Source organism: Bifidobacterium sp. WK012_4_13, assembly GCF_041080835.1.
In the GTDB taxonomy this organism is placed as follows: domain Bacteria; phylum Actinomycetota; class Actinomycetes; order Actinomycetales; family Bifidobacteriaceae; genus Bombiscardovia; species Bombiscardovia fermentum.
Window position 1 is genome coordinate 1,912,889 of the sequence record NZ_CP129683.1, and the last position, 19,658, is coordinate 1,932,546.

The following is a 19,658-nucleotide window of genomic DNA, read 5'->3' on the forward strand; positions in this document are numbered from 1 at the left end:
TATGACAGCCGGCCGCGTTGGCGACGGAGTGGATTATGGCTCAGAACGTATAAGTTCGGTCCGGATTACTATGCTTGAAACGTTCAGGGCACAGTCGAGAATGGGTAAGGTTGGTTAGTATGGGACTTGCATTATATCGACGGTATCGTCCGGATACATTTGCTTCGGTCATTGGGCAGAATCAAGTGACCGTTCCTCTTTCGAGGGCCTTGGACTCTGGCAAGCTTACTCATGCCTATCTGTTTTCAGGCCCGCGAGGCTGTGGCAAGACCAGCTGCGCCCGTATTCTTGCACGATGCATCAACTGCGAGAAGGGGCCCACAAGCCATCCTTGCGGTACCTGCGAGAGTTGCAGGGATCTGGCCACCGGCGGTCCCGGCTCGATTGATGTGGTAGAGATCGACGCTGCCAGTCACAACGGCGTTGACGATGCGCGTGAGCTGCGCGAACGCGCAGGTTTCGCGCCTGCAAGGGATCGATACAAGATATTCATACTCGATGAGGCCCATATGGTCACCCAGCAGGGTTTCAATGCGTTGCTGAAAATCGTCGAGGAGCCTCCCGAGCATGTCATCTTCATCTTTGCTACGACAGAGCCGGACAAGGTGATTGGCACCATCCGTTCAAGGACGCACCACTATCCATTCCGTCTGGTTCCGCCCGAGATAATGGGACCTTACCTTGAGCAGGTCTGCGCCAAGGAGCATGTCAAGGCAGGTTCGGGGGTCTTGCGGCTTGCCATGCGGGCAGGTGGCGGTTCGGTAAGGGACACGATGTCCGTGCTCGACCAGCTCATGGTAGGTGCCGAGGATGGTGTCATCACGCATGAGGCTGCGAGTGCATTGCTTGGTTTCACTCCCGATGCGATGATTTCCGAATCGATAGATGCCATTGCCCAGCAGAATGGCGAGGCTCTCTATGGTGTGATCGAGAAGGTCGTCATTGGAGGATTCGATCCGAAGCGATTCGTCGAGGATCTGCTGTCACGGATTCGTGACCTTCTTGTGGTTGCGGTGGGAGGATCCAAGGCACGGACTGTTTTGGAATCCGACGACGATAATGAGGATTTTTCGGAGTTGCAGCGTCAGAGTGAGTCCCTTGGGTTGCGTTCGCTGAATGATATCGCCGACGCCATCAATGCGGCGCTGTCCAACATGGGCGGCGCCATCTCTCCTCGAATGCGCTTGGAACTGCTGGCTGCGAGAATCCTTGCCATGCGGGCCGATGAGCTTCATCCGCAGTCGAATGCTCCATCGGATCAGGCGGCTGAGAGGCCGCAGCATGCTGGCCGGGCAAACCGCTCTGGAGCCGATGGAGAAGCCAGCCGCAGTGGTTCGGGATTCATCGGTTCGCAGCGCAACGCGGAAGTGCCGAAGACGGCAAAAGATGCCGAAGACGGCCAGTCCATGGCCATCGACGAGGCTCCGGTCAATGCTGCGGTCAGCGGTGAATCGCATCAGGAGGTGTCCTCTGCGGCTTCGCAGGAGCTTGGATCGAATGCCGCCCCCAGTGCCGCGACCGGCAGCGGGCAGACAGGTGATGGCGGCACTCGCAGCGATGCGGGCAACATGTCTGAAACTGCTCAAACTGCTCAAACTGCTCAAACGAGTGCCATCGGCACCGACGAACGATGGGATGCATTGGTCAGCGCTCTGCCAGGCGATGTCAGGGAATATGTCGATAGGGGCAGAGTGCCCTCCGTGAAACTGATGGACGCGCCGAAGGGCAGAAAGCGTCTGCTGATGACCTTCGATGTGCCACTGAGCCAGCATGCCTTCGCACTCGCGGTCTCACGTGAATCGGTTCATGGCCAGACAAGCGTGCCGAAGATAGTGATGCATGCCGTTCAGCAGGCATTCGATACGGAGACCATGATTTTCCCCTCCGGTGTGGCAGCAAATGGTGAGCAGGTCGGTTCGACCCGAAGAATGTCTCCCGAACAGGTCGCGAACGTCAAGCGTCAGATAGCCTTGCAGAAGGCGGGTCTTTCGGCATCGAACCTTGGTTCCGCGATGAAGCCCGTGGCGAGTTCGCACAACGAGGCAACCAGGCAGAACCATGGAGGGGCGGCCTCGCAGGGGCATGCCGATTCGCCGACGGATGGCCATCATCGAAAGCGTCCGCAAGGCGGTAATGACGGTCATGGCAGTCAGAATGCCGCGAATCCCCATGGTGTTCGGGATTCGCGGGTTGTCGAGAGCGAGCAGGGCTGGCCAATGCCTCATGGCAATGAGCATGCCGGACGAACCGAGAGTTCCAATCGTTCGGATGACTTGCGGCACTCGCATAACGTCAAGCATGTCGCGTTGCCGGACCTGAACAATTCGGATGACCCGTGGGCTCCCACGGTCGCAGCGGATTCGAATCCTTCACAGACAGCTGAGACGAATCCGAGTGGACAGCCTGACGCCAATGACGCCGGCACGAACTCAGCAACCGGTGCAGTCTCAGCAGCCAGCGCAGCCTCCACGCCAGGTCCAGTCTCCACCGCAGCTGCATACTCCGCGACAGGTTCAGGATCCGTGCCAGCTTCGGACGACAGATCGAGGGGCTCGGTGCAGGCTGCGAAGTCCAGGCCAACCCAGCTCGTGCGCGTAGACATGTCTGAGAACGGCCAGGACGGCCCGCATGCGGAGCCGCAGGGGAACGCTCATTCGGAAAAGCGAATGGATCCCTCGCAAGACACCTATTCCATGGACGATCCTGCGCTCAACACGGATCAATCCCTGAATATGGACGATATCAGGCAATTGTTCAACGTAAAGAAGATAGAGGAATTCGCAGCGGACGATCCGAAGAATCCAAGGAATGTCCAGCGCCGCAACAACCAACAGCATGCACAGGGGAATGAGTAATGGCACTCGCTTATGATGGGGCAATCCAGCAACTGATAGATTCTTTCGCACGGTTGCCGGGAATCGGTCCGAAGGGTGCGCAGAGGATAGCGTTCTATCTGCTTGGCGCCGACCAGCAGGAGGCACAGGGGCTCGCTGATGCGATAACGACGGTGAAGGCCAGAGTGAGATTCTGCGAGATCTGCGGAAACGTATGTGAGACAAGCCCATGCTCGGTTTGTTCCGATCCACGGCGCGACCACGGCACGATCTGCGTGGTCGAAGAGCCAAAGGACGTGATGAGCATCGAGCGGACGCGCGAGTTCCAAGGTGTATATCATGTGCTCGGCGGCGCCATCAATCCGATGTCGAACATCGGTCCCGCCGATTTGAGGATTCCCAGTCTTCTGGAGCGTCTGAAGACGAACGAGGTCAAGGAGATCATACTCGCGCTGGACCCGAATATCGAAGGTGAGGCGACGACGACATATCTCAGTCGATTGCTCCTTCCCCTCGAGATCAAGGTGACGCGTTTGGCCAGTGGACTGCCAGTCGGCAGCGATTTGGAATACGCCGACGAGGTCACGCTCGGCCGTGCCCTGTCCGGCAGACGTCCGGCATGATTCTGCCCGTCTGGACAAGATGGTCAGCTTTGCCCACCTGGAATGTATAATCGTTGCAACTGAAGAGAAAATGTCGTGCCTGATGAGTTCGGCTGTGAGATTGGATTGATGTGTCACTTATCGTTCAGAAGTATGGCGGCTCCTCCGTCGCAGATTCCGATTCGATCAAAAGGGTCGCAAAGCGAATCATTACCACAAAGAAGGCCGGGCATGACGTTGCCGTGGTCGTCTCTGCCATGGGGGACACGACTGACGATCTGATCGACCAGGCAATGGACATCGATTCGAATCCTCCCGCTCGCGAGATGGACATGCTCATGACAGCCGGTGAGCGGATTTCAATGAGTCTGCTTGCAATGGCAATCCATGCCCAAGGGGAGAAGGCCAATTCCTTCACCGGCTCTCAGGCGGGCTTCGTCACGGATGCCAGATACGGCGCCGCCCACATCCGCTCGGTAAAGCCTCAGCGTGTTGCTCGAGCGCTTTCAAAGGGCAACGTCGGGATTGTGGCTGGCTTCCAGGGGGTGAGCACTGAGGGCGATGCCACGACGCTTGGGCGAGGTGGTTCCGATACGTCGGCAGTCGCCTTGGCGGTGGCACTGGGTGCGGACGTGTGCGAGATATACACCGACGTCGACGGTGTGTTCACAGCCGATCCTCGCATCGTGCCGACGGCACGTCGCATTCCCTCGCTGTCATACGATGAGATGATGGAGATGGCGGCTTCGGGAACCAAGGTTCTTGCCCTGCGCTGCGTCGAATACGCTCAACGATTCGGCATGCCTCTGCATGTGCGCAGTTCCTTCTCGCATCGTCCAGGAACGCTGATCCTTCCCCAGAGGATGGATCCGTCTCGCATTCCGAACGTTTGACCACTCGTCTGCGGTGATATACCACAATTGCATAGACGCGGTGAGAACATCTACCATAAGCGGTATCAGGGTTTCAGCAGTATCGGCAAGACAATGAAGGCATGAAGATTATGACTAACAAAGAAGCAGGCAAGTCCATGGGCGAGCTGTTCCCAGATCTGAACGGCCCCGAGTCGCCTGTCATCTCGGGGGTTGCGCATGACAGCACTGAGGCCCAGGTGACGCTTCGAGCCGTGCCTGATCGTCCGGGCGTGGCAGCTGAGCTGTTCACCGTTCTGGCAGAGGGTGGCATCAACATCGACATGATCGTGCAGGCTGGTGCGGAGACGGGGACTGCCGACATCTCATTTACGATGCCGGAGTCGCAGACGAAGACCGTCACTGAGATTCTTGAACGTCGTGAGAACGAGGAGTGGAATTCCACAGGCATCGAGGTGAATCCCGAGGTCGGCAAGGTGACCCTCGTCGGGGTGGGAATGAAGAATCATTCCGGCATCACGGCCACGTATTTCAAGGCCTTGAGCGATGAGAACATCAATGTGCTGATGATTTCGACATCGGAGATTCGCATCTCTGCACTGGTGCCGCTCAACGACCTCGAGAATGCCGTGCGCGCAATCCATACCGCATTCAATCTCGATGCCGATCAAGTCGAAGCCGTCGTCTATGGAGGGACAGGACGCTGAAATGACCTTAATCAATGAACAGGGAATCAATGTAGCGGTGCTTGGAGCGACGGGCCAGGTCGGCATGGTGATGCGCCGAATATTGGCCGACCGCAGGTTCCCAGTGAAAAATCTGCGTTTTCTCGCTTCTTCTCATTCGGCTGGAACCGTCTTGGATTGGTGCGGCAGGAAGATAACCGTCGAAGACGTCGAAAAGGCCGACCTGAGCGGCATCGATATCGCCATCTTCTCTGCCGGTGGCGGCACTTCGAAGGTCTGGGCGCCACGCTTTGCCGAAAAGGGCGCCTACGTCGTTGACAACTCATCGCAGTGGCGTCTGCATGACGATGTTCCACTGGTGGTCTCCGAAGTCAATCCTGACGACCTGGACGATATTCCGCGCAGAATAGTCGCCAATCCGAACTGCACGACCATGGCCTGCATGCCGGTGCTGAAGCCTCTTTCGGATGCATTCGGCCTCAGCCGCCTCATCGTGTCCTCGTATCAGGCAGTTTCCGGAGCGGGGCGGGCCGGAGCGCTGCAGCTGATGAACGAGGCCAAGGCAGCGCTTGACCAGGGTGCAGACAGGCTCGTATTCGATGGCTCGGCGATTGACTTCCCCAAGCCGACGAAGGTCGCACGCACCATTGCGTTCGATGTCGTGCCCTTCATCGGAGCGATAGTCGACGATGGCAGCGAGGAGACGGACGAGGAGCAGAAGCTGCGAAATGAGAGCCGCAAGATCCTGCATCTGCCTGAGCTTGCCGCATCATGCACCTGCGTGCGCGTCGGGGTGTTCACTGCGCACGGCATGAGCGTCAATGCCGAGTTTGAAGACGATGTCACTCCTGACGATGCCAGAGCGGTGCTGGCAAAGGCGCAGAATGTGACCATCACCGACATTCCCACACCTTTGCAGGCTGCAGGGCGGGATGTGAGCTTCGTCGGGCGCATTCGTCAGGACCAGGCAGTCCCAGGGCACAAGGGTCTGTCCATGTTCATCACGAGCGACAATCTGCGCAAGGGCGCTGCCCTGAATGCGATACAGATCGCGGAGATAATCGCGAGCAAGCATTTCGCCGCCTGAACTGGGTTGCGCCACTCTTCCCAGCCAGGTAGTTTCATCTATACACGCCTTGAAAGGCAGAGCGCATGCGTGTGCATGCCGAGGCGGACGTTGGCGAGGGGGAATCGGATATGTCGAAGGCAGCGGATGAGGCTCAAAGGCAGCTTGATAGAATCGTGGCTCTGGGATACCCCGATGTGGCTGATATGAGCGATCCTGCGTTTCGGGCGCTCGCAAAGCCCATCATCCATGCTCTCGAAGGCGCCGAGCTGAATGTCGGATTCGTTCTGGTGCCAACGCGTGAGCTGGTGTCCCCAGAGTCGCTGATCGCACGGACGAGCATCAACCGGATGGCCGGATTCACCACATTGCCGCCGAGGGACATCATCTCGTTCACGCCCCAGCATGGCTTCGAACCGCCCGAAGGGCCTTTCTACATCGTGCTCGATCCCCATACCGGAACCTCATACGTCAACCGTGAACCCGATGTCGCCAGAAAGCTCATCGATTCCGATGACCGGCTGCCTCTGACGCTTGAGGAAGGTCTTGCCATCGCCACGCAGCACCCGAACTGGCTGCTTGAAAAGAACGGCTTCAACCTGCTTGGCTCCCGCAGTCCGGATGGACGCGTCCCCAGCATCTGGATGAGTCAGAATGCGCCGCGGCTGGCTTCGGTCTGGCCAAACTCAAGACACACCTGGCTTGGCAACGCCTACTGCATGGGACGTCAAGGCATCAGTCTGTTCCACTGATTCGCGTCCGTTGACATTGCCTTGTGGATGCGTCGATCCTGGGCGAAAGGCGGGTCGCGGGCGATTCCGAGTGCTGCCTCGCGTTCCTCGAAATGAACACTCCGACCATCTTCACCATGGATTCTAGGTACAATGTCCGTTTGTCACGTGCAAAAACGCGCGTGCAACGACGTCTGAAGAGGCAAAGGAGGAAGTATGGATAACGATCACGCATCTGTGTTTGATTTGGCTGCAGAAGCTGCAGGCTCCAACGGAGGTAACAATGATCTGCTGCTGCCTCCCGCGCGATTCGTCGGAGCTCCGCAGAAGCCGAGCTCGATGCCATTCCACAAATACATCGCCTATGACAGGCAGGTTCCCTTCGAGTATCCTCAGCGCACCTGGCCGAACAACAAGCTCATGAGAGCGCCGCGCTGGTGCTCGGTCGATCTGCGCGACGGCAATCAGGCCCTGGTCGACCCCATGGATCCCGAGCGCAAGCTTCGTTTCTGGAATCTGCTCATGAAGATGGGCTACAAAGAAGTAGAGGTGGGCTTCCCATCGGCTTCCTCCACTGACTACGATTTCATCAGGCTGCTCATCGAACGCGAGCTCATTCCCGATGACGTCACGATAGTAGTGCTTACCCAGGCCCGCGAACACTTGATTCGCAAGACTTACGAGGCCTTGCGCGGCGCGAAACGAGCGGTCGTGCACTTCTACAACTCCGTTTCCGTGCTTCAGCGAGAGGTCGTGTTCCGCAAGGACAAGGCAGGCATCAAGCAGCTGGCCGTCGATGCGGCGAAACTCTGCAAATCCCTCGAAAAGGATGCTGGAGACACCGACATCTATTATGAATACTCTCCGGAATCGTTCTCTGGCGCGGAACCTGAATATTCACTCGAGGTCTGCGATGCGGTGACTGACATCATTCAGCCGACGCCTGAGCACCCCATGATCATCAATCTGCCGAACACGGTGGAGATGACCACGGCGAACGTATTCGCCGATGAGGTCGAATTCATTTCAAGAAATCTCCGGAATCGCGATTCGATCGTGCTTTCGCTCCATCCGCACAACGATGAGGGCATGGCGGTCGCTGCCACGGAGCTGGGAGTACTCGCCGGAGCGGACCGCGTCGAGGGCTGTCTGCTCGGCAACGGAGAACGAACCGGAAACGTCGATCTGTGCACGCTCGGCTTGAATCTTCTGGTTCAGGGCATCGACCCGCAGATTGACTTCTCGGATATGCCCGAGATTCGCAGGACTGTCGAGTATTGCAACCAGATCAAGATTTCCGAACGTCACCCATATGCCGGGCATTTCGTCTTCACCGCCTTCTCCGGCTCGCATCAGGATGCGATCAAGAAAGGCCTCGAAGCCCGCGAGCATGCGGCGATGCGAGCGAATGCGGATCTGTCGAACTATCTCTGGCTTGTCCCATATCTCCCCATCGATCCCAAGGATGTCGGAGGCAGCTACGAAGCGATCATCAGGGTCAATTCCCAGTCCGGCAAGGGCGGCATGGCATTCCTGCTCAAGTCGAATCATAATCTCGACCTTCCGAAGCGTCTGCAGGTCGAATTCGATCGGGTCGTGCAGCATTATGCAGACCAGACGAAGCGTGAAGTCCAGGACGAAGACATCTGGCGTCTGTTCAAGGACGAATACCTTCCCGTCGAGGCCTCTGGAAGCACGAGCACCGTTGCCAGCCAGGCTCTCGGCGACAAGGCCGATGCAAGCCTCGTTCGGTGGGGCAGGCTGAAGCTGCACAATGTCTCGGTGATGTCCGGGGAAGACGGCTCGGATACGATTCTGCAGGCATCCGTCATGGATCGTGGCGTTGGCGGTGACGGGGAAGCCGTCGAACGCAGCATCCGCGGCGAGGGAAACGGCCCGCTGGCCGCATTCCTGAATGCCTTGGAATCGCTCGACATCCGCGTTTCGGTTCAGGACTACGTCGAGCATGCGATGACCGCGGGAAGCGACGCGCTTGCTGCGTCATACATCGAATGCAAGGTCGGTTCGGACGACCAGTCACAGACCCTGTGGGGCGTCGGCATCGATTCGTCGATTACCACCAGCTCCCTGAAGGCCATAATCTCTGCGATCAACCGTTCCGAGCGCTGATTCATCATCGGTGAGATAGGCCCCGCAACCAACGAATCCATGAATCCATGAATCCATGAATTCACGGTTGCGGGGCCTGTTGCCATAGCTTGGGTCAGGAACGGCCATCGTCGCTATATGGCGTAGAGGCTGGGACGGGCAGCCGGCATCCGCGCAGCGCCTAGCGCCTAGCGGAGTTTGCAGCGATCGGTTGGCTGTCGCGAAGACTTCTGGAAGGAAGCGCCCGCAACCAGACAATCCTCTGAAACTTTCAATCCGGGGGATTCCGGCGAGAATCCGCCAGGACTCCCTAAGATTCCAAGGGTATCCCTGATTCCCGTGATCTCCCTGATTCCCGTAATTCCCATGGACGATGGCAATCGAGAAGCATGTGACCCGAGCTGATGAGGGTCACTTGCCGCTGGTCGAAGCCTGTTCGTCCGCCTGTGAACCCTCTTGCCGCGTATCGGTTCCACGATTCGCTGCAGCCTGGTCGCTTTCGGTCGTCGTGCTTGTGGAGGCGCTGGTGCTTGGAGTGGTCGTTGTCGGCTGCGTCGTCGTCGGCGATGCGCTCGGCGAGGCAGAGGTGCTTGCGGAGGCCGATGGGGAGGCTGATTGGGTCGGCGACGTGGTCTGCGTCGAAGAGTAGCTTCCAGTGCCCCACGTGCCATCCGGTCCGCCGACTTTTCCAGTGTCCGTGGCAGCCGGGAAGCTTTCATCGGAGACCCCTGCGAGGGCCTGTGACATGTATTGCGAGAACATGTAGGCCGGGTATCCGGAACCGTGTGCATAGCCAAGGAATGTCGGTACCTCCTCTGCACCTCCGCTAGCCGACGGGTACCATAGGCCGAATGCGGTGAGCGTCGAAGGTGTGAATCCTACGAAGTCAGCCGCTGTATTGTCGTTCGCCGTTCCTGACTTGCCTGCGATGGTCTTTCCGATCGAACGGGCCGCCGAACCGGTTCCACTTTGAATGACGCCCGTCATGGCCTTTTGAAGCAGTGCGACATCGTTTGCGTCGAACACCCTGGTGGTGCCTGTGGAAGTCTTGTATTGCGCCTTGCCTGCCTGATTCTCGACGCTTGCGACGATATGCAGGCTTGGCTTCGCGCCGTCGTTCGCCAAGGTCGAATATCCACGTGCAAGGTCCAGAACGCTCAATGAGACGACACCAAGCGTGTTGAAGGCCGACTTGCTGTCGATGGTCCCCTGAATGCCGGCATCCTTGGCAATCGAGGCGGTCTTTGCAGGTGTGACATGGTCGTTCAGGTCCATGAAGACGGTATTCACCGAGTTTGCAAGTGCCGTATACAGATTGATGTATCCGTAGCTTACCCCACCATCGTTGGCGACCGATTTACCCACGCTTGCGAACGTTCGCGGCGAATTGCCGTTGAAGTACGTGTTCAGGCTCACGTCGTCCTGAATCGCGCCCAGCAAGGTGAACACCTTCATCGTCGAGCCGACCTGGAACGTGGATTGCGATGCGTTGTTCAGCTCACGCTTCAAATAGTCGTCGCCCGCATAGAGTGAGATGATCGCACCGGTTTTGGGGTTTACGCTGATGCCCCCGACTTCGAGGCCGGACGGAAGCGTGCCCGATTTCGTCGAAGGACTTGCGGTCTGAAACATCAGATCCTGCTTGGCCTTGTCTATGGTCGTGATGATCTTGTAGCCGCCGGTGTCCAGATTGCTTTCGGTGAAGGCCTTGCTTGCGATCAGCTCATCCTTGACCATCCGCAGAAGATATCCCTGCGGTCCGGCATACGCGTTCTGCGTCGTCGGAGTCACGGTCTTTGGCATGCTGGCATCCTTGAGCTGCTTGGCAGTTATGCGATTGTCCTCGCGCATTATTTTCAGCACCCGGGTGAATCGCAGCTTCGCCTCCTTCGCATTCGTCGCAGGGTCCCAATTCGTCGGTGAGGGTATGATTCCTGCAAGCATCGCCGCTTCGGACAGCGTCAGGTTCTTGGCATCCTTGTTGAAGTATGCCTTCGATGCGGCTTCGATGCCATATGCCCCGCGTCCCAGATAGATCGTATTCATGTAGTTGCACAGCACGGTGCCCTTGTCCTCTGTCTGCGCGATCTTCAGCGCAAGGATGGCCTCTCTGAGCTTTCCCGAGTAGCTTGTGGTCTCGCCCAGATAATAGCGTTCGGCGTATTGCTGCGTGATCGTTGACCCGCCCTGGCGCGTGCCTTGCGTCACATTGTTAAGGAAGGCTCGGGCAATGCCCCGCAGGTCGATGCCGCTGTCTTCATAGAAGCTTCGGTTTTCTGAAGAGACGATTGCGTTGCCTACGTATTTTGGCAGCGTCGAGCAGTCTACTATCTCACGATTCTGTTCGGCGTATGAACCGATCGGCGTCTTGCCATCGGAATAATAGACGGTCGTCTTCTGCGCCAATGCGATCGACTCCGGCTTGGGAATCTCGGTTTTTGCATACATGTATGCCAGGGTTCCGGCAACTGCGACCACGCCAAGAAAGAACAGGGCCACGAGGGTAAGCAGAATCCTGCGGCCGATGCTGCGCTTCTTTCTGCCGGGTCGTTTGTTGGAATTGTGAGAAGGAGCCTTGTGTGTGCTTCTTCGACGATTCGATGAACCTGCCTTCTTCGATGTGCCGCCTCTCAGGTTCTGTCTTGCGGTGCTGCGGGCCCCTCCCGCATTTGAACGTATTGATCGCGTCTCAAAATCCATGCATACAACGCTAACCAATTCCCCTGATAATCACATGCCGCTCTTAAGGATTCCTTCATTTTCGTACGTTTCGTTCACATCTGCCATGCAATTCACCGTGCGAATAATGCACATATCCGCTCCAGTCTTTGCAAACTCTCATGATTCGAAGGTATGCTAAGGGGTTGGGATTTAACGTTACTGAACTGAGGAGTGGTTTTATGTCAATTCGTGTTGCCATCGCTGGCGTAGGCAATTGTGCCTCGTCACTGGTGCAGGGTGTTTCCTACTACAAGGACATTGATGATGATGAGCATGTGCCAGGTCTGATGCACACGGTCTTCGGAGGCTATCGTGTCCGTGACATCGAGTTTGTGGCCGCATTCGACGTGGATGCCGCAAAGGTCGGCCTCGACTTGAGCAAGGCCATCTATGCTTCCGAGAACAACACCTACAAGTTCGAGGATGTTCCTGATCTGGGCGTTGAGGTCCAGCGTGGTCCGACCGGTGACGGCCTTGGCGAGTACTACCGCCAGATGATCAAGGAATCGGACGCGGAGCCTGTCGACGTTGCCAGCGTGTTGAAGGAACGTCATGTTGACATTCTCGTCAGCTACCTTCCCGTCGGTTCCGAACAGGCGGACAAGGGCTATGCGCAGGCGGCCATGGATGCGGGCTGCGCTTTCGTCAACTGCCTTCCTGTCTTCATCGCTTCCGATCCCGAATGGGCACAGAAGTTCAAGGATGCTGGAGTTCCCATCGTCGGCGACGATATCAAGTCTCAGGTGGGCGCAACCATCACTCACCGTGTCATGGCACGTCTGTTCGAGGATCGTGGCGTTCGTCTCGACCGCACATACCAGCTCAATGTCGGTGGCAACATGGACTTCATGAATATGCTGCAGCGGACCCGTCTGGAATCCAAGAAGATCTCCAAGACCCGCGCAGTGACCTCGATCGTTCCTCATGACATGGAGGATCGCAACGTTCACATCGGACCATCCGACTATGTCGCATGGCTGGATGACCGCAAGCTCGCATTCGTCCGTTTGGAGGGCACCACCTTCGGCAATGTTCCGCTGGAGCTTGAATACAAGCTCACTGTGTGGGATTCTCCGAACTCGGCAGGCATCGTCATCGATGCCATTCGCGCCGCAAAGATCGCCCTTGACCGTGGTCTCGCAGGCCCGATTCTTGCGCCAAGCTCCTACTTCATGAAGTCTCCTGCCGTTCAGCATGAAGACAATGAAGCTCGTCGTCTGGTAGAGGAATTCATAGCTGGTTCCGTGGAATCCACGCAGGATACGCTCGATGCCGATGCGGCTGCCGCAAAGGCGGCTGGCAAGGATGTGTGGAACGCCTGAATTTGCTTCGAGATGAGGCAATAGCGCGAAGTGGTCGCTGACTGTTCGACAGAATATATGGTGGGCGAGGCTGAAAGCCTCGCCCACCATATATTTTTGCCTCGTTTGCACGAAATTCTCTGTTATTCGTATCGAGATTCCGAGTTTTGCGGCAATTGCGAAGTATCAGCCTCGATTTTTGGCTTTTCCTCGTCGAGAATTCAACGATTGTTTGCCCTTATACTTCGCAATTGCCGCAAAACTCGGAATCTCGGAATTCAACGCCTGCATTGAGCGCATGATTGGGCAGTCATTTCTTGAGAAGTGGCTGAACCTCGTTTTCGAATGAGTCGAGAGCCTTGTCGATCACCTGATGCATGTCGTAGTAAGCATAGGTTCCGAGCCGACCGCCGAAGATGACCTGTGGCTCGGCAGCGACCTTCTCCCTGTATTGGGCATAGAGCTGCTTGTCTGCGGCGGTGCTCACAGGATAGTATGGCTCGTCATTGCGTGAGGCGGAACGGGAGTACTCTTCCCACACGACCGTATGCTCATGGTTCTGCCGGTCATGGCGCTCGGGATTGAAATTCTTGAACTCGATGGCACGGGTGAATGGCACATCCTCGTCGGCATAGTTCATCACGGGGCATCCGAGATGATCGTCCTCGTCATAGCGCTTCTCCTTGAACTCGACGGTCTTCCATTGCAGGTCGCCGAGCTTGTAGTCGAAATATCTGTCGACGGGACCGGTATACACGATGGGAACCTTGCCGACGAGCGCATCGCGGTTGAGTGGCTGGCTCGTATCGAAGAAGTCGGTCGAAAGACTGACATGGATGCGAGGGTCATCGATCATCCGCTCGAACCACGCCGTGTAACCGTCGACTGGCAGACCTTCCCAGGTGTCCTTGAAATAGCGGTTGTTGTAGTTGAACCGCACGGGAAGCCTGCGAATGACCGATGCAGGCAGCGTGCTTGGATCGGTCTGCCACTGTTTGGCCGTGTAGTTCTTGATGAATGCCTCATACAGTGGACGTCCGATGAGGCTGATGCCTTGGTCGTTGAGATTGTTGGGGGTGCTTCCCGCCAATTCGCCCGCCTGCTCGGCCACGAGCCTTCTCGCCTCTTCCGGGGTGTAGCTGGCGTGGAAGAACTGGTTGATGGTCCCAAGGTTTATTGGCATGGGGAAGACTTCGCCATTGTGTGTCGTGTACACATGGTGAACGTAATTCGTGAAGCTCGTGAATCGATTCACATATTTCCATACGCGGGGGTTGGAGGTGTGGAAGAGATGAGCGCCATACTTATGTATTTCGGCACCGGTCTGTTCGTCCATGTAGCTGTATGCGTTGCCGCCTATGTTCCCGCGAGCCTCGATTATCTCGACCCTGGCCCCTGTTCGTTCAACGGCCTGCTGCGCGATGGTCAGTCCGAAGAGCCCTGCACCAACGATGACGAGATCAGCTTGTTCGCTCATCTGCTTCCTTTCTCCTGTCGGATTTGGCATGGCGTCGTGGCCTTCTTCACGATGGTGTCCGAGAAGCTGCCATGCGCATGGCACTTCTCACATCGTAGCCGTGATCGCGAACCCTTGCACGAGAATGTTTTTGGTCTTGGATTGGTAAAATCCAATCAGTCGGGTAGAATACCATTTGCTCCCACGTGGCGTTACGTCACCCAATCCCCCCAGGGCAGGAATGCAGCAAGGGTAAGTGGCCTCTGACGGGTACGTGGGAGTTTTCATATTTTCATGTCCTACCCTTACAGTCGTGGGTATGAGTGAATTCAATGAAAAGTCAGACGACACGACACAGGCTGGTTCATACGGCGCCCCAGATGTCGGTCTCGTCGCAGATTCCGAGGATGCGACGCAGTCCAGTACCACGACGGGAATGGGACAGGAACCGGTCAGTCTTGCCTTTGGCATGGTTCACAAGGACCCGTTGACGGTTCGTCCACGCCGATCAAGCATCGTCATCTGCGCGTGCCTCGGCGTCGCAGCCCTGATTCTCAGTGCATGCCTGTGGCTCTTTGCGGTGCGTACGGTGACCGGACAGGAATACGACGATATGGTTTGGAGCCATTTCTCGCAGATCCTTCCCTCCTGGTTCATCGACGTGCTGAGCATATTCGTGAAAACCTATGTTGACATCGCGGTCGTCGTGGTGTTCTCTCTTGTCGCAGTCATCGTCAATGTCGTCAGAAGACGCTGGCTGCTGCTGGTGCAGCTTGCGGTGTTCGGGATGCTCTGCTTTGCCGTGGCGGCGACGGTGAAGCGTGTGCTGCCCAGACCTTTCCTGGTCAACGTGGCATCGTACAAGTCCAATTCCGCCCCATCGGGGCACACCCTGATGGCAGCTGCTGGAGCGGTGGTTCTCATATGCGCTGTCCCAAGGGTATGGCGCGCCGTCGCTGCCCTGATCGGGTGGGCATTCACGTTCCTGGTGGCGCTTTCGGTCGTTCAGGCCCAGTGGCATCGCCCCTCGGATCCGATCATGTCGATGCTCATCGTCGCGGGCTTGGCATTCATCATGCTCGCATTCACCCGTGCAAGTGGCATGGACGAACCCGGTACGCGCATGTCCTCGGCGAGCATACAGATCGTCGCCACGGTTATGATAACTGCTGGTATCGTGGCTGTGCTCTATGGCGGCTATGTATTCTGGCAAATCGAGCCCGGATTGGACCTCAGCGCCCAATGGGCGCGCTCTGGTGCATGTGCCGCGGCTTTTGCGCTTATGCTGGGGGTATCTCTGGTGACATTCGGAACGGTAGCCGCGCTGAGGCAGCTCACGGCATCTCCTCTGAGCAAGCTGGGGTTGATCGGCGCTCCACCCGAACCTCCGAAGCCATCAGAAGAACGCAATGACTGAACCGACAGCCACGTTCGACACGGGCAAACGCGAATGCCTTTTGGCTTATGTGTTTCCCTTATGAGTATGATTGCGTGCGTTGGACACGGTAAGGAGATCAAGATGGCAACCGGCAGAAAGCTCGTAATCGTTGAGTCGCCGACCAAAGCCAAGAAGATAGGCGGATATCTTGGCGATGGCTACACCGTCATGGCGTCAGTGGGTCATATTCGTGATCTCGCCCAGCCTTCTCAGGTTCCTTCGGCTGACAAGGGCCATTTCGGCAAGTTCGGCGTGGACGTCGACGACGATTTCAAGCCGTATTACATCGTCGATGGCAACAAGAAGAAGACGGTCGCCGAATTGAAGAAGGCATTGAAGACCGCCGACGAGCTCTACCTCGCAACCGATGAGGATCGCGAGGGGGAGGCCATCGCGTGGCATCTGGTCCAGACCCTGAAGCCAAAGGTTCCCGTGAAACGCATGGTGTTCCACGAGATCACACGTGATGCGATCCATGCATCCCTGAACAAGACACGCAACGTTGACGACAACATGGTGGATGCGCAGGAGACGCGTCGCGTGCTGGATCGGCTCTATGGCTATGAGCTTTCCCCTGTCCTGTGGCGCAAGGTCGGCCCCGGTCTGAGTGCGGGTCGCGTGCAGTCGGTCGCGACACGACTGATCGTCGAGCGCGAGCGAGAGCGCATGGCCTTCGTTCGCACGGCGTATTGGGATGTCGTGGCCACGCTGGTGACCAAGGATGCGCAGGCCACTCCGTTCCCAGCGCGTCTGGTCGAGTTGGATGGGCGCCGGGTGGCCGGTTCCAAGGATTTCGACGATCAGGGCAACCCCACGGACGCGGCGAAAAAAGACGATGCGATGCGCATTGACGAGACGACTGCGCGCGAAATCGCGGCAGAGCTCAAATCCGCTGACTTCACCGTCACGGGTCTGGACACGAAGCCATACCGCCGTCGCCCTCAGCCGCCGTTCACGACCTCGACCTTGCAGCAGACCGCTGGAAACCGTCTGTCCATGAGCTCAAGAAGCACGATGCGTGCCGCTCAGGGACTGTACGAGAACGGATACATCACCTATATGAGAACTGACTCGGTCACGCTCTCACAGGAGGCGATCGAGGCGGCCCGCGATGATGTCTCCAAGCGCTATGGCAAGGAATATCTCTCAGAGAAGCCGAAGCAATACACGACCAAAACCGCTGGCGCACAGGAGGCTCACGAATGCATTCGTCCTGCCGGCGCGCATTTCAGGTCTCCGGATGAGCTGGCTTCGCTGCTTCCTCCTGACCAGCTGAGGCTCTATACGCTGATCTGGCGTCGGACACTTGCGTCTCAGATGGCAGATGCCACCGGATCCACCGCAACCGTGCACATGCAGGCTCCGTCAGCGGGCCATGGAATCGCACACTTCCAGGCTTCGGGCACGGTGATAGCGTTCCTTGGCTTCATGAAGGCACTTGGGGAAGGCAACGGATCGCGCAACCAGAGGAACAAGGGCGAAAAGCATCAGGAGGAGTCTTCGAATGTCGCTTTGCCGCAGCTGGATCGTGGCGATGTTCTGAATGCCGATGACGTCGTGCCCGATGGGCATGAGACGCAGCCTCCGGCGCGCTATACCGAGGCGACCTTGGTCAAGACCCTGGAGGCGCGTGAGATAGGCCGTCCTTCGACCTATGCGAGCATCATCTCGACGATCATCGACCGTGGGTATGTCTATGAACGCGGACGAGCGCTGATTCCATCATGGCTTGCATTCTCGGTCATCAAGCTGCTGGAAGGCAACTTCCCGCAATACGTCGATTACCGTTTCACCGCGCAGATGGAAAATGGACTCGACATGATCGCCCACGGCAAGGAAAAGGGCAAGGACTGGCTGACCGATTTCTATTTCGGCGCTGGCGAGAATTCCGCGAAGACCACGTCGCAGATTCATGATGGCCTGCAGAAGCAGGTTGCTCAGCTCGGTGACATAGATGCCCGCGCCATCAACACCATCACGATCGGTGACGGACTACAGGTTCGCGTCGGACGCTATGGCCCCTATCTTGAGGACACGGTGAACACCGATGATGAGGGGAATCCGAAGCGGGCCTCTTTGCCAGAGACGGTCGCTCCGGATGAACTGACCATCGAAAAGGGACATGAGCTTATCGCCACCAACGCGGGAGGACCTCGCGAGCTGGGCGAGGATCCCGAGACCCATGGCAAGGTCGAGGTCCGCAAGGGCCGTTTCGGTCCATACGTCGCGTTGACCCTGCCTGAGCAAGAGACCGACGAGGCCAAGGCTCCCACGAAGTCGAAGACGGCCGCAAAGGCGCGAACATCGAAGAAAGCCGCTGCAGCCAAGCCCAAGATGGCATCCCTGTTCAAGACCATGGATCCGGAGACCATCTCTCTCGACGACGCATTGAGATTGCTGAGGCTTCCACGCGTCGTCGGAGAAGTGGAAGAGACCGACGAGAAGACGGGCGAGGTCTTTTCGGCCACGATTCAGGCCAGCAATGGCCGCTATGGCCCCTATCTGACCAAGTCGCTGCCCGATGGCAAAAGCGATACGCGCTCGCTTGCCGGCGAGGACGAAATATTCACCGTCGATCTTGACAAGGCCAAGGAACTCTTCGCCCAGCCCAAATATGGCAATCGCAGGCGTGGGGGCGCAAAGCCGCCGCTGCGTGAGCTCGGCCCCGATCCGGACAATGGCAAGGCCGTCACCATCAAGGATGGCTTCTACGGAGCCTACATCACCGATGGCGAGACCAACAGGACGTTACCGAAGCAATACACACCTGAATCAATCGAGCCTGCGCAGGCATTCGCGTTGCTTGCAGAAAAGCGCGCAGCGGGCCCAGCCAAGAGACGAGGCTCATCGCGCAAGGGCACGACGCGCAAGACCGCCACCAAGAAGACGCCGACAAGGAAAGCCTCCACCAAGACAACGAGGAGCAAGACAACGAGGAGCAAGACAACGACGAGCAAGTCAAAGACGGCAGCGTCAAAGGGCACGGCAGCCAAGGCGAAGCCCTCTCGCCGAGCTAGGCAATCCGTTGCCGAAAGTCAAGTGAAGGAAGCATGAACGGACTTTTCATATCATTCGAAGGCGTTGATGGCTCCGGCAAGACAACGCAGATTCAACGGCTGAATGCATACGTCATGGCCCAGGGGCGCAACGCCCTGGTAACCAGGGAACCAGGCGGAACATCCGCGGGTCTGGTCATTCGCGAGCTGCTGCTGCACGGCATCGCCTCATTCCCTTCGCTCGCGGTTCTTGGAGCTTCGGACGTGGTCGAGCATGGATCGGATCTGAACGACAAGGCCGAAGCCCTGCTGTATGCCGCTGACAGGGCGCAGCATGTGGACGAGGTCATCCGACCGGCTCTGGAACGCGGGGATGTGGTGCTGTGCGACAGATACGTGGATTCCTCGTTGGCCTATCAGTCAGGTGGCAGGGAGCTTCGGAACTCGAAGATCCTTGATATCAGTACTTGGGCGACCGACGGGCTGATGCCCCGACGCACCTATTTGCTGGATATGGATCCCGCCGTATCGCACAAGCGGCTCGAACATCAGCTCGACCGCATCGAGGTGGAGGGCGCTGGCTTCCAGAACCGTACCCGGGAGCGTTTTCTCGAGTTGGCGCAGAACGATCCAGAGCGGTATCTCGTCATCGACGCGAATCAGTCCGTCGAAGATATCTGGCAGATCATTCAGACCGATTACGACGCCTTGGTTGCTGGGGATACGGTTGCTGGAGATACAGTCGCTGGCGATGGAGCTGCCAGCGCTGCGGATGCCGATGCCGATGCGGATGCCGGTATCGATGGGGATGAGACAGCCGATTCCCAGCTGAGAACGGATCCGGCT

The 19,658-nt window shown here is 57.5% G+C and carries 12 protein-coding genes, 1 other RNA gene and 1 pseudogene; 12 read left to right on the top strand and 2 right to left on the bottom strand.

What is annotated here, in order from left to right; genetic code table 11:
• Window positions 1–119: 119 nt before the first annotated feature.
• The 7 genes from dnaX to leuA all read left to right on the top strand — a co-directional run bounded on the left by dnaX (window position 120) and on the right by leuA (window position 8,921).
• A complete protein-coding gene (gene dnaX, locus QN062_RS07700) occupies window positions 120–2,855 on the top strand; it encodes a DNA polymerase III subunit gamma/tau (RefSeq protein ID WP_369341240.1) in 2,736 nt (911 codons plus the stop codon).
• Complete coding sequence (gene recR, locus QN062_RS07705) at window positions 2,855–3,457, top strand: recombination mediator RecR (RefSeq protein ID WP_369341241.1); 603 nt, start codon at window positions 2,855–2,857, stop codon at window positions 3,455–3,457. Before dnaX ends, recR begins: the two co-directional genes overlap by 1 nt.
• A 110-nt stretch (window positions 3,458–3,567) precedes the next feature.
• Window positions 3,568–4,329, top strand: a complete 762-nt coding sequence (locus tag QN062_RS07710; protein ID WP_369341242.1) for an aspartate kinase — start codon at window positions 3,568–3,570, stop codon at window positions 4,327–4,329.
• 110 nt (window positions 4,330–4,439) lie between these two features.
• Complete coding sequence (locus QN062_RS07715; RefSeq protein ID WP_369341243.1) at window positions 4,440–5,015, top strand: ACT domain-containing protein; 576 nt, start codon at window positions 4,440–4,442, stop codon at window positions 5,013–5,015.
• A 1-nt stretch (window position 5,016) separates the two neighbouring features.
• A complete protein-coding gene (locus QN062_RS07720) occupies window positions 5,017–6,081 on the top strand; it encodes an aspartate-semialdehyde dehydrogenase (RefSeq protein WP_369341244.1) in 1,065 nt (354 codons plus the stop codon).
• 110 nt (window positions 6,082–6,191) lie between these two features.
• A complete protein-coding gene (locus QN062_RS07725) occupies window positions 6,192–6,812 on the top strand; it encodes a DUF5701 family protein (protein ID WP_369342578.1) in 621 nt (206 codons plus the stop codon).
• Window positions 6,813–7,007: 195 nt separating this feature from the next.
• A complete protein-coding gene (leuA, locus tag QN062_RS07730; RefSeq protein ID WP_369341245.1) occupies window positions 7,008–8,921 on the top strand; it encodes a 2-isopropylmalate synthase in 1,914 nt (637 codons plus the stop codon).
• Window positions 8,922–9,311: 390 nt separating this feature from the next.
• Here leuA and QN062_RS07735 read toward each other — a convergent pair whose 3' ends face one another.
• The gene (locus QN062_RS07735; protein WP_369341246.1) at window positions 9,312–11,600 is read right to left on the bottom strand and encodes a transglycosylase domain-containing protein; all 2,289 of its coding nucleotides are present in this window, start codon (window positions 11,598–11,600) and stop codon (window positions 9,312–9,314) included.
• Between the two features lie 200 nt (window positions 11,601–11,800).
• Between QN062_RS07735 and QN062_RS07740 the strand changes: the two genes are divergently transcribed.
• The gene (locus tag QN062_RS07740; RefSeq protein ID WP_369341247.1) at window positions 11,801–12,943 is read left to right on the top strand and encodes an inositol-3-phosphate synthase; all 1,143 of its coding nucleotides are present in this window, start codon (window positions 11,801–11,803) and stop codon (window positions 12,941–12,943) included.
• A 289-nt stretch (window positions 12,944–13,232) separates the two neighbouring features.
• Here QN062_RS07740 and glf read toward each other — a convergent pair whose 3' ends face one another.
• Window positions 13,233–14,399 carry a UDP-galactopyranose mutase gene (gene glf / locus QN062_RS07745; RefSeq protein ID WP_369341248.1) on the bottom strand — a complete coding sequence of 389 codons (1,167 nt, stop codon included), beginning with the start codon at window positions 14,397–14,399 and terminating at the stop codon, window positions 13,233–13,235.
• Window positions 14,400–14,574: 175 nt separating this feature from the next.
• Between glf and ffs the strand changes: the two genes are divergently transcribed.
• The 4 genes and pseudogenes from ffs to tmk form a co-directional block, all read left to right on the top strand.
• Window positions 14,575–14,665, top strand: an RNA gene (gene ffs / locus QN062_RS07750) — signal recognition particle sRNA small type.
• 32 nt (window positions 14,666–14,697) lie between these two features.
• The gene (locus QN062_RS07755) at window positions 14,698–15,795 is read left to right on the top strand and encodes a phosphatase PAP2 family protein (protein WP_369341249.1); all 1,098 of its coding nucleotides are present in this window, start codon (window positions 14,698–14,700) and stop codon (window positions 15,793–15,795) included.
• A 102-nt stretch (window positions 15,796–15,897) separates the two neighbouring features.
• Window positions 15,898–18,870 carry a type I DNA topoisomerase gene (gene topA, locus QN062_RS07760; protein ID WP_369341250.1) on the top strand — a complete coding sequence of 991 codons (2,973 nt, stop codon included), beginning with the start codon at window positions 15,898–15,900 and terminating at the stop codon, window positions 18,868–18,870.
• Window positions 18,867–19,535, top strand: a pseudogene (gene tmk, locus QN062_RS07765) (dTMP kinase); the annotation flags it as partial. The gene topA and the pseudogene tmk, both read left to right, overlap by 4 nt.
• Window positions 19,536–19,658 lie beyond the last annotated feature (123 nt).

Excerpts from the sequence above, each read along its gene's own strand:
- dnaX (WP_369341240.1), top strand. The coding sequence starts at position 120 with ATGGGACTTGCATTATATCGACGGTATCGTCCGGATACATTTGCTTCG.
- recR (WP_369341241.1), top strand. The coding sequence starts at position 2,855 with ATGGCACTCGCTTATGATGGGGCAATCCAGCAACTGATAGATTCTTTC.
- QN062_RS07715 (WP_369341243.1), top strand. The coding sequence starts at position 4,440 with ATGACTAACAAAGAAGCAGGCAAGTCCATGGGCGAGCTGTTCCCAGAT.
- QN062_RS07720 (WP_369341244.1), top strand. The coding sequence starts at position 5,017 with ATGACCTTAATCAATGAACAGGGAATCAATGTAGCGGTGCTTGGAGCG.
- QN062_RS07725 (WP_369342578.1), top strand. The coding sequence starts at position 6,192 with ATGTCGAAGGCAGCGGATGAGGCTCAAAGGCAGCTTGATAGAATCGTG.
- leuA (WP_369341245.1), top strand. The coding sequence starts at position 7,008 with ATGGATAACGATCACGCATCTGTGTTTGATTTGGCTGCAGAAGCTGCA.
- QN062_RS07735 (WP_369341246.1), bottom strand. The coding sequence starts at position 11,600 with ATGGATTTTGAGACGCGATCAATACGTTCAAATGCGGGAGGGGCCCGC.
- QN062_RS07740 (WP_369341247.1), top strand. The coding sequence starts at position 11,801 with ATGTCAATTCGTGTTGCCATCGCTGGCGTAGGCAATTGTGCCTCGTCA.
- glf (WP_369341248.1), bottom strand. The coding sequence starts at position 14,399 with ATGAGCGAACAAGCTGATCTCGTCATCGTTGGTGCAGGGCTCTTCGGA.
- QN062_RS07755 (WP_369341249.1), top strand. The coding sequence starts at position 14,698 with ATGAGTGAATTCAATGAAAAGTCAGACGACACGACACAGGCTGGTTCA.
- topA (WP_369341250.1), top strand. The coding sequence starts at position 15,898 with ATGGCAACCGGCAGAAAGCTCGTAATCGTTGAGTCGCCGACCAAAGCC.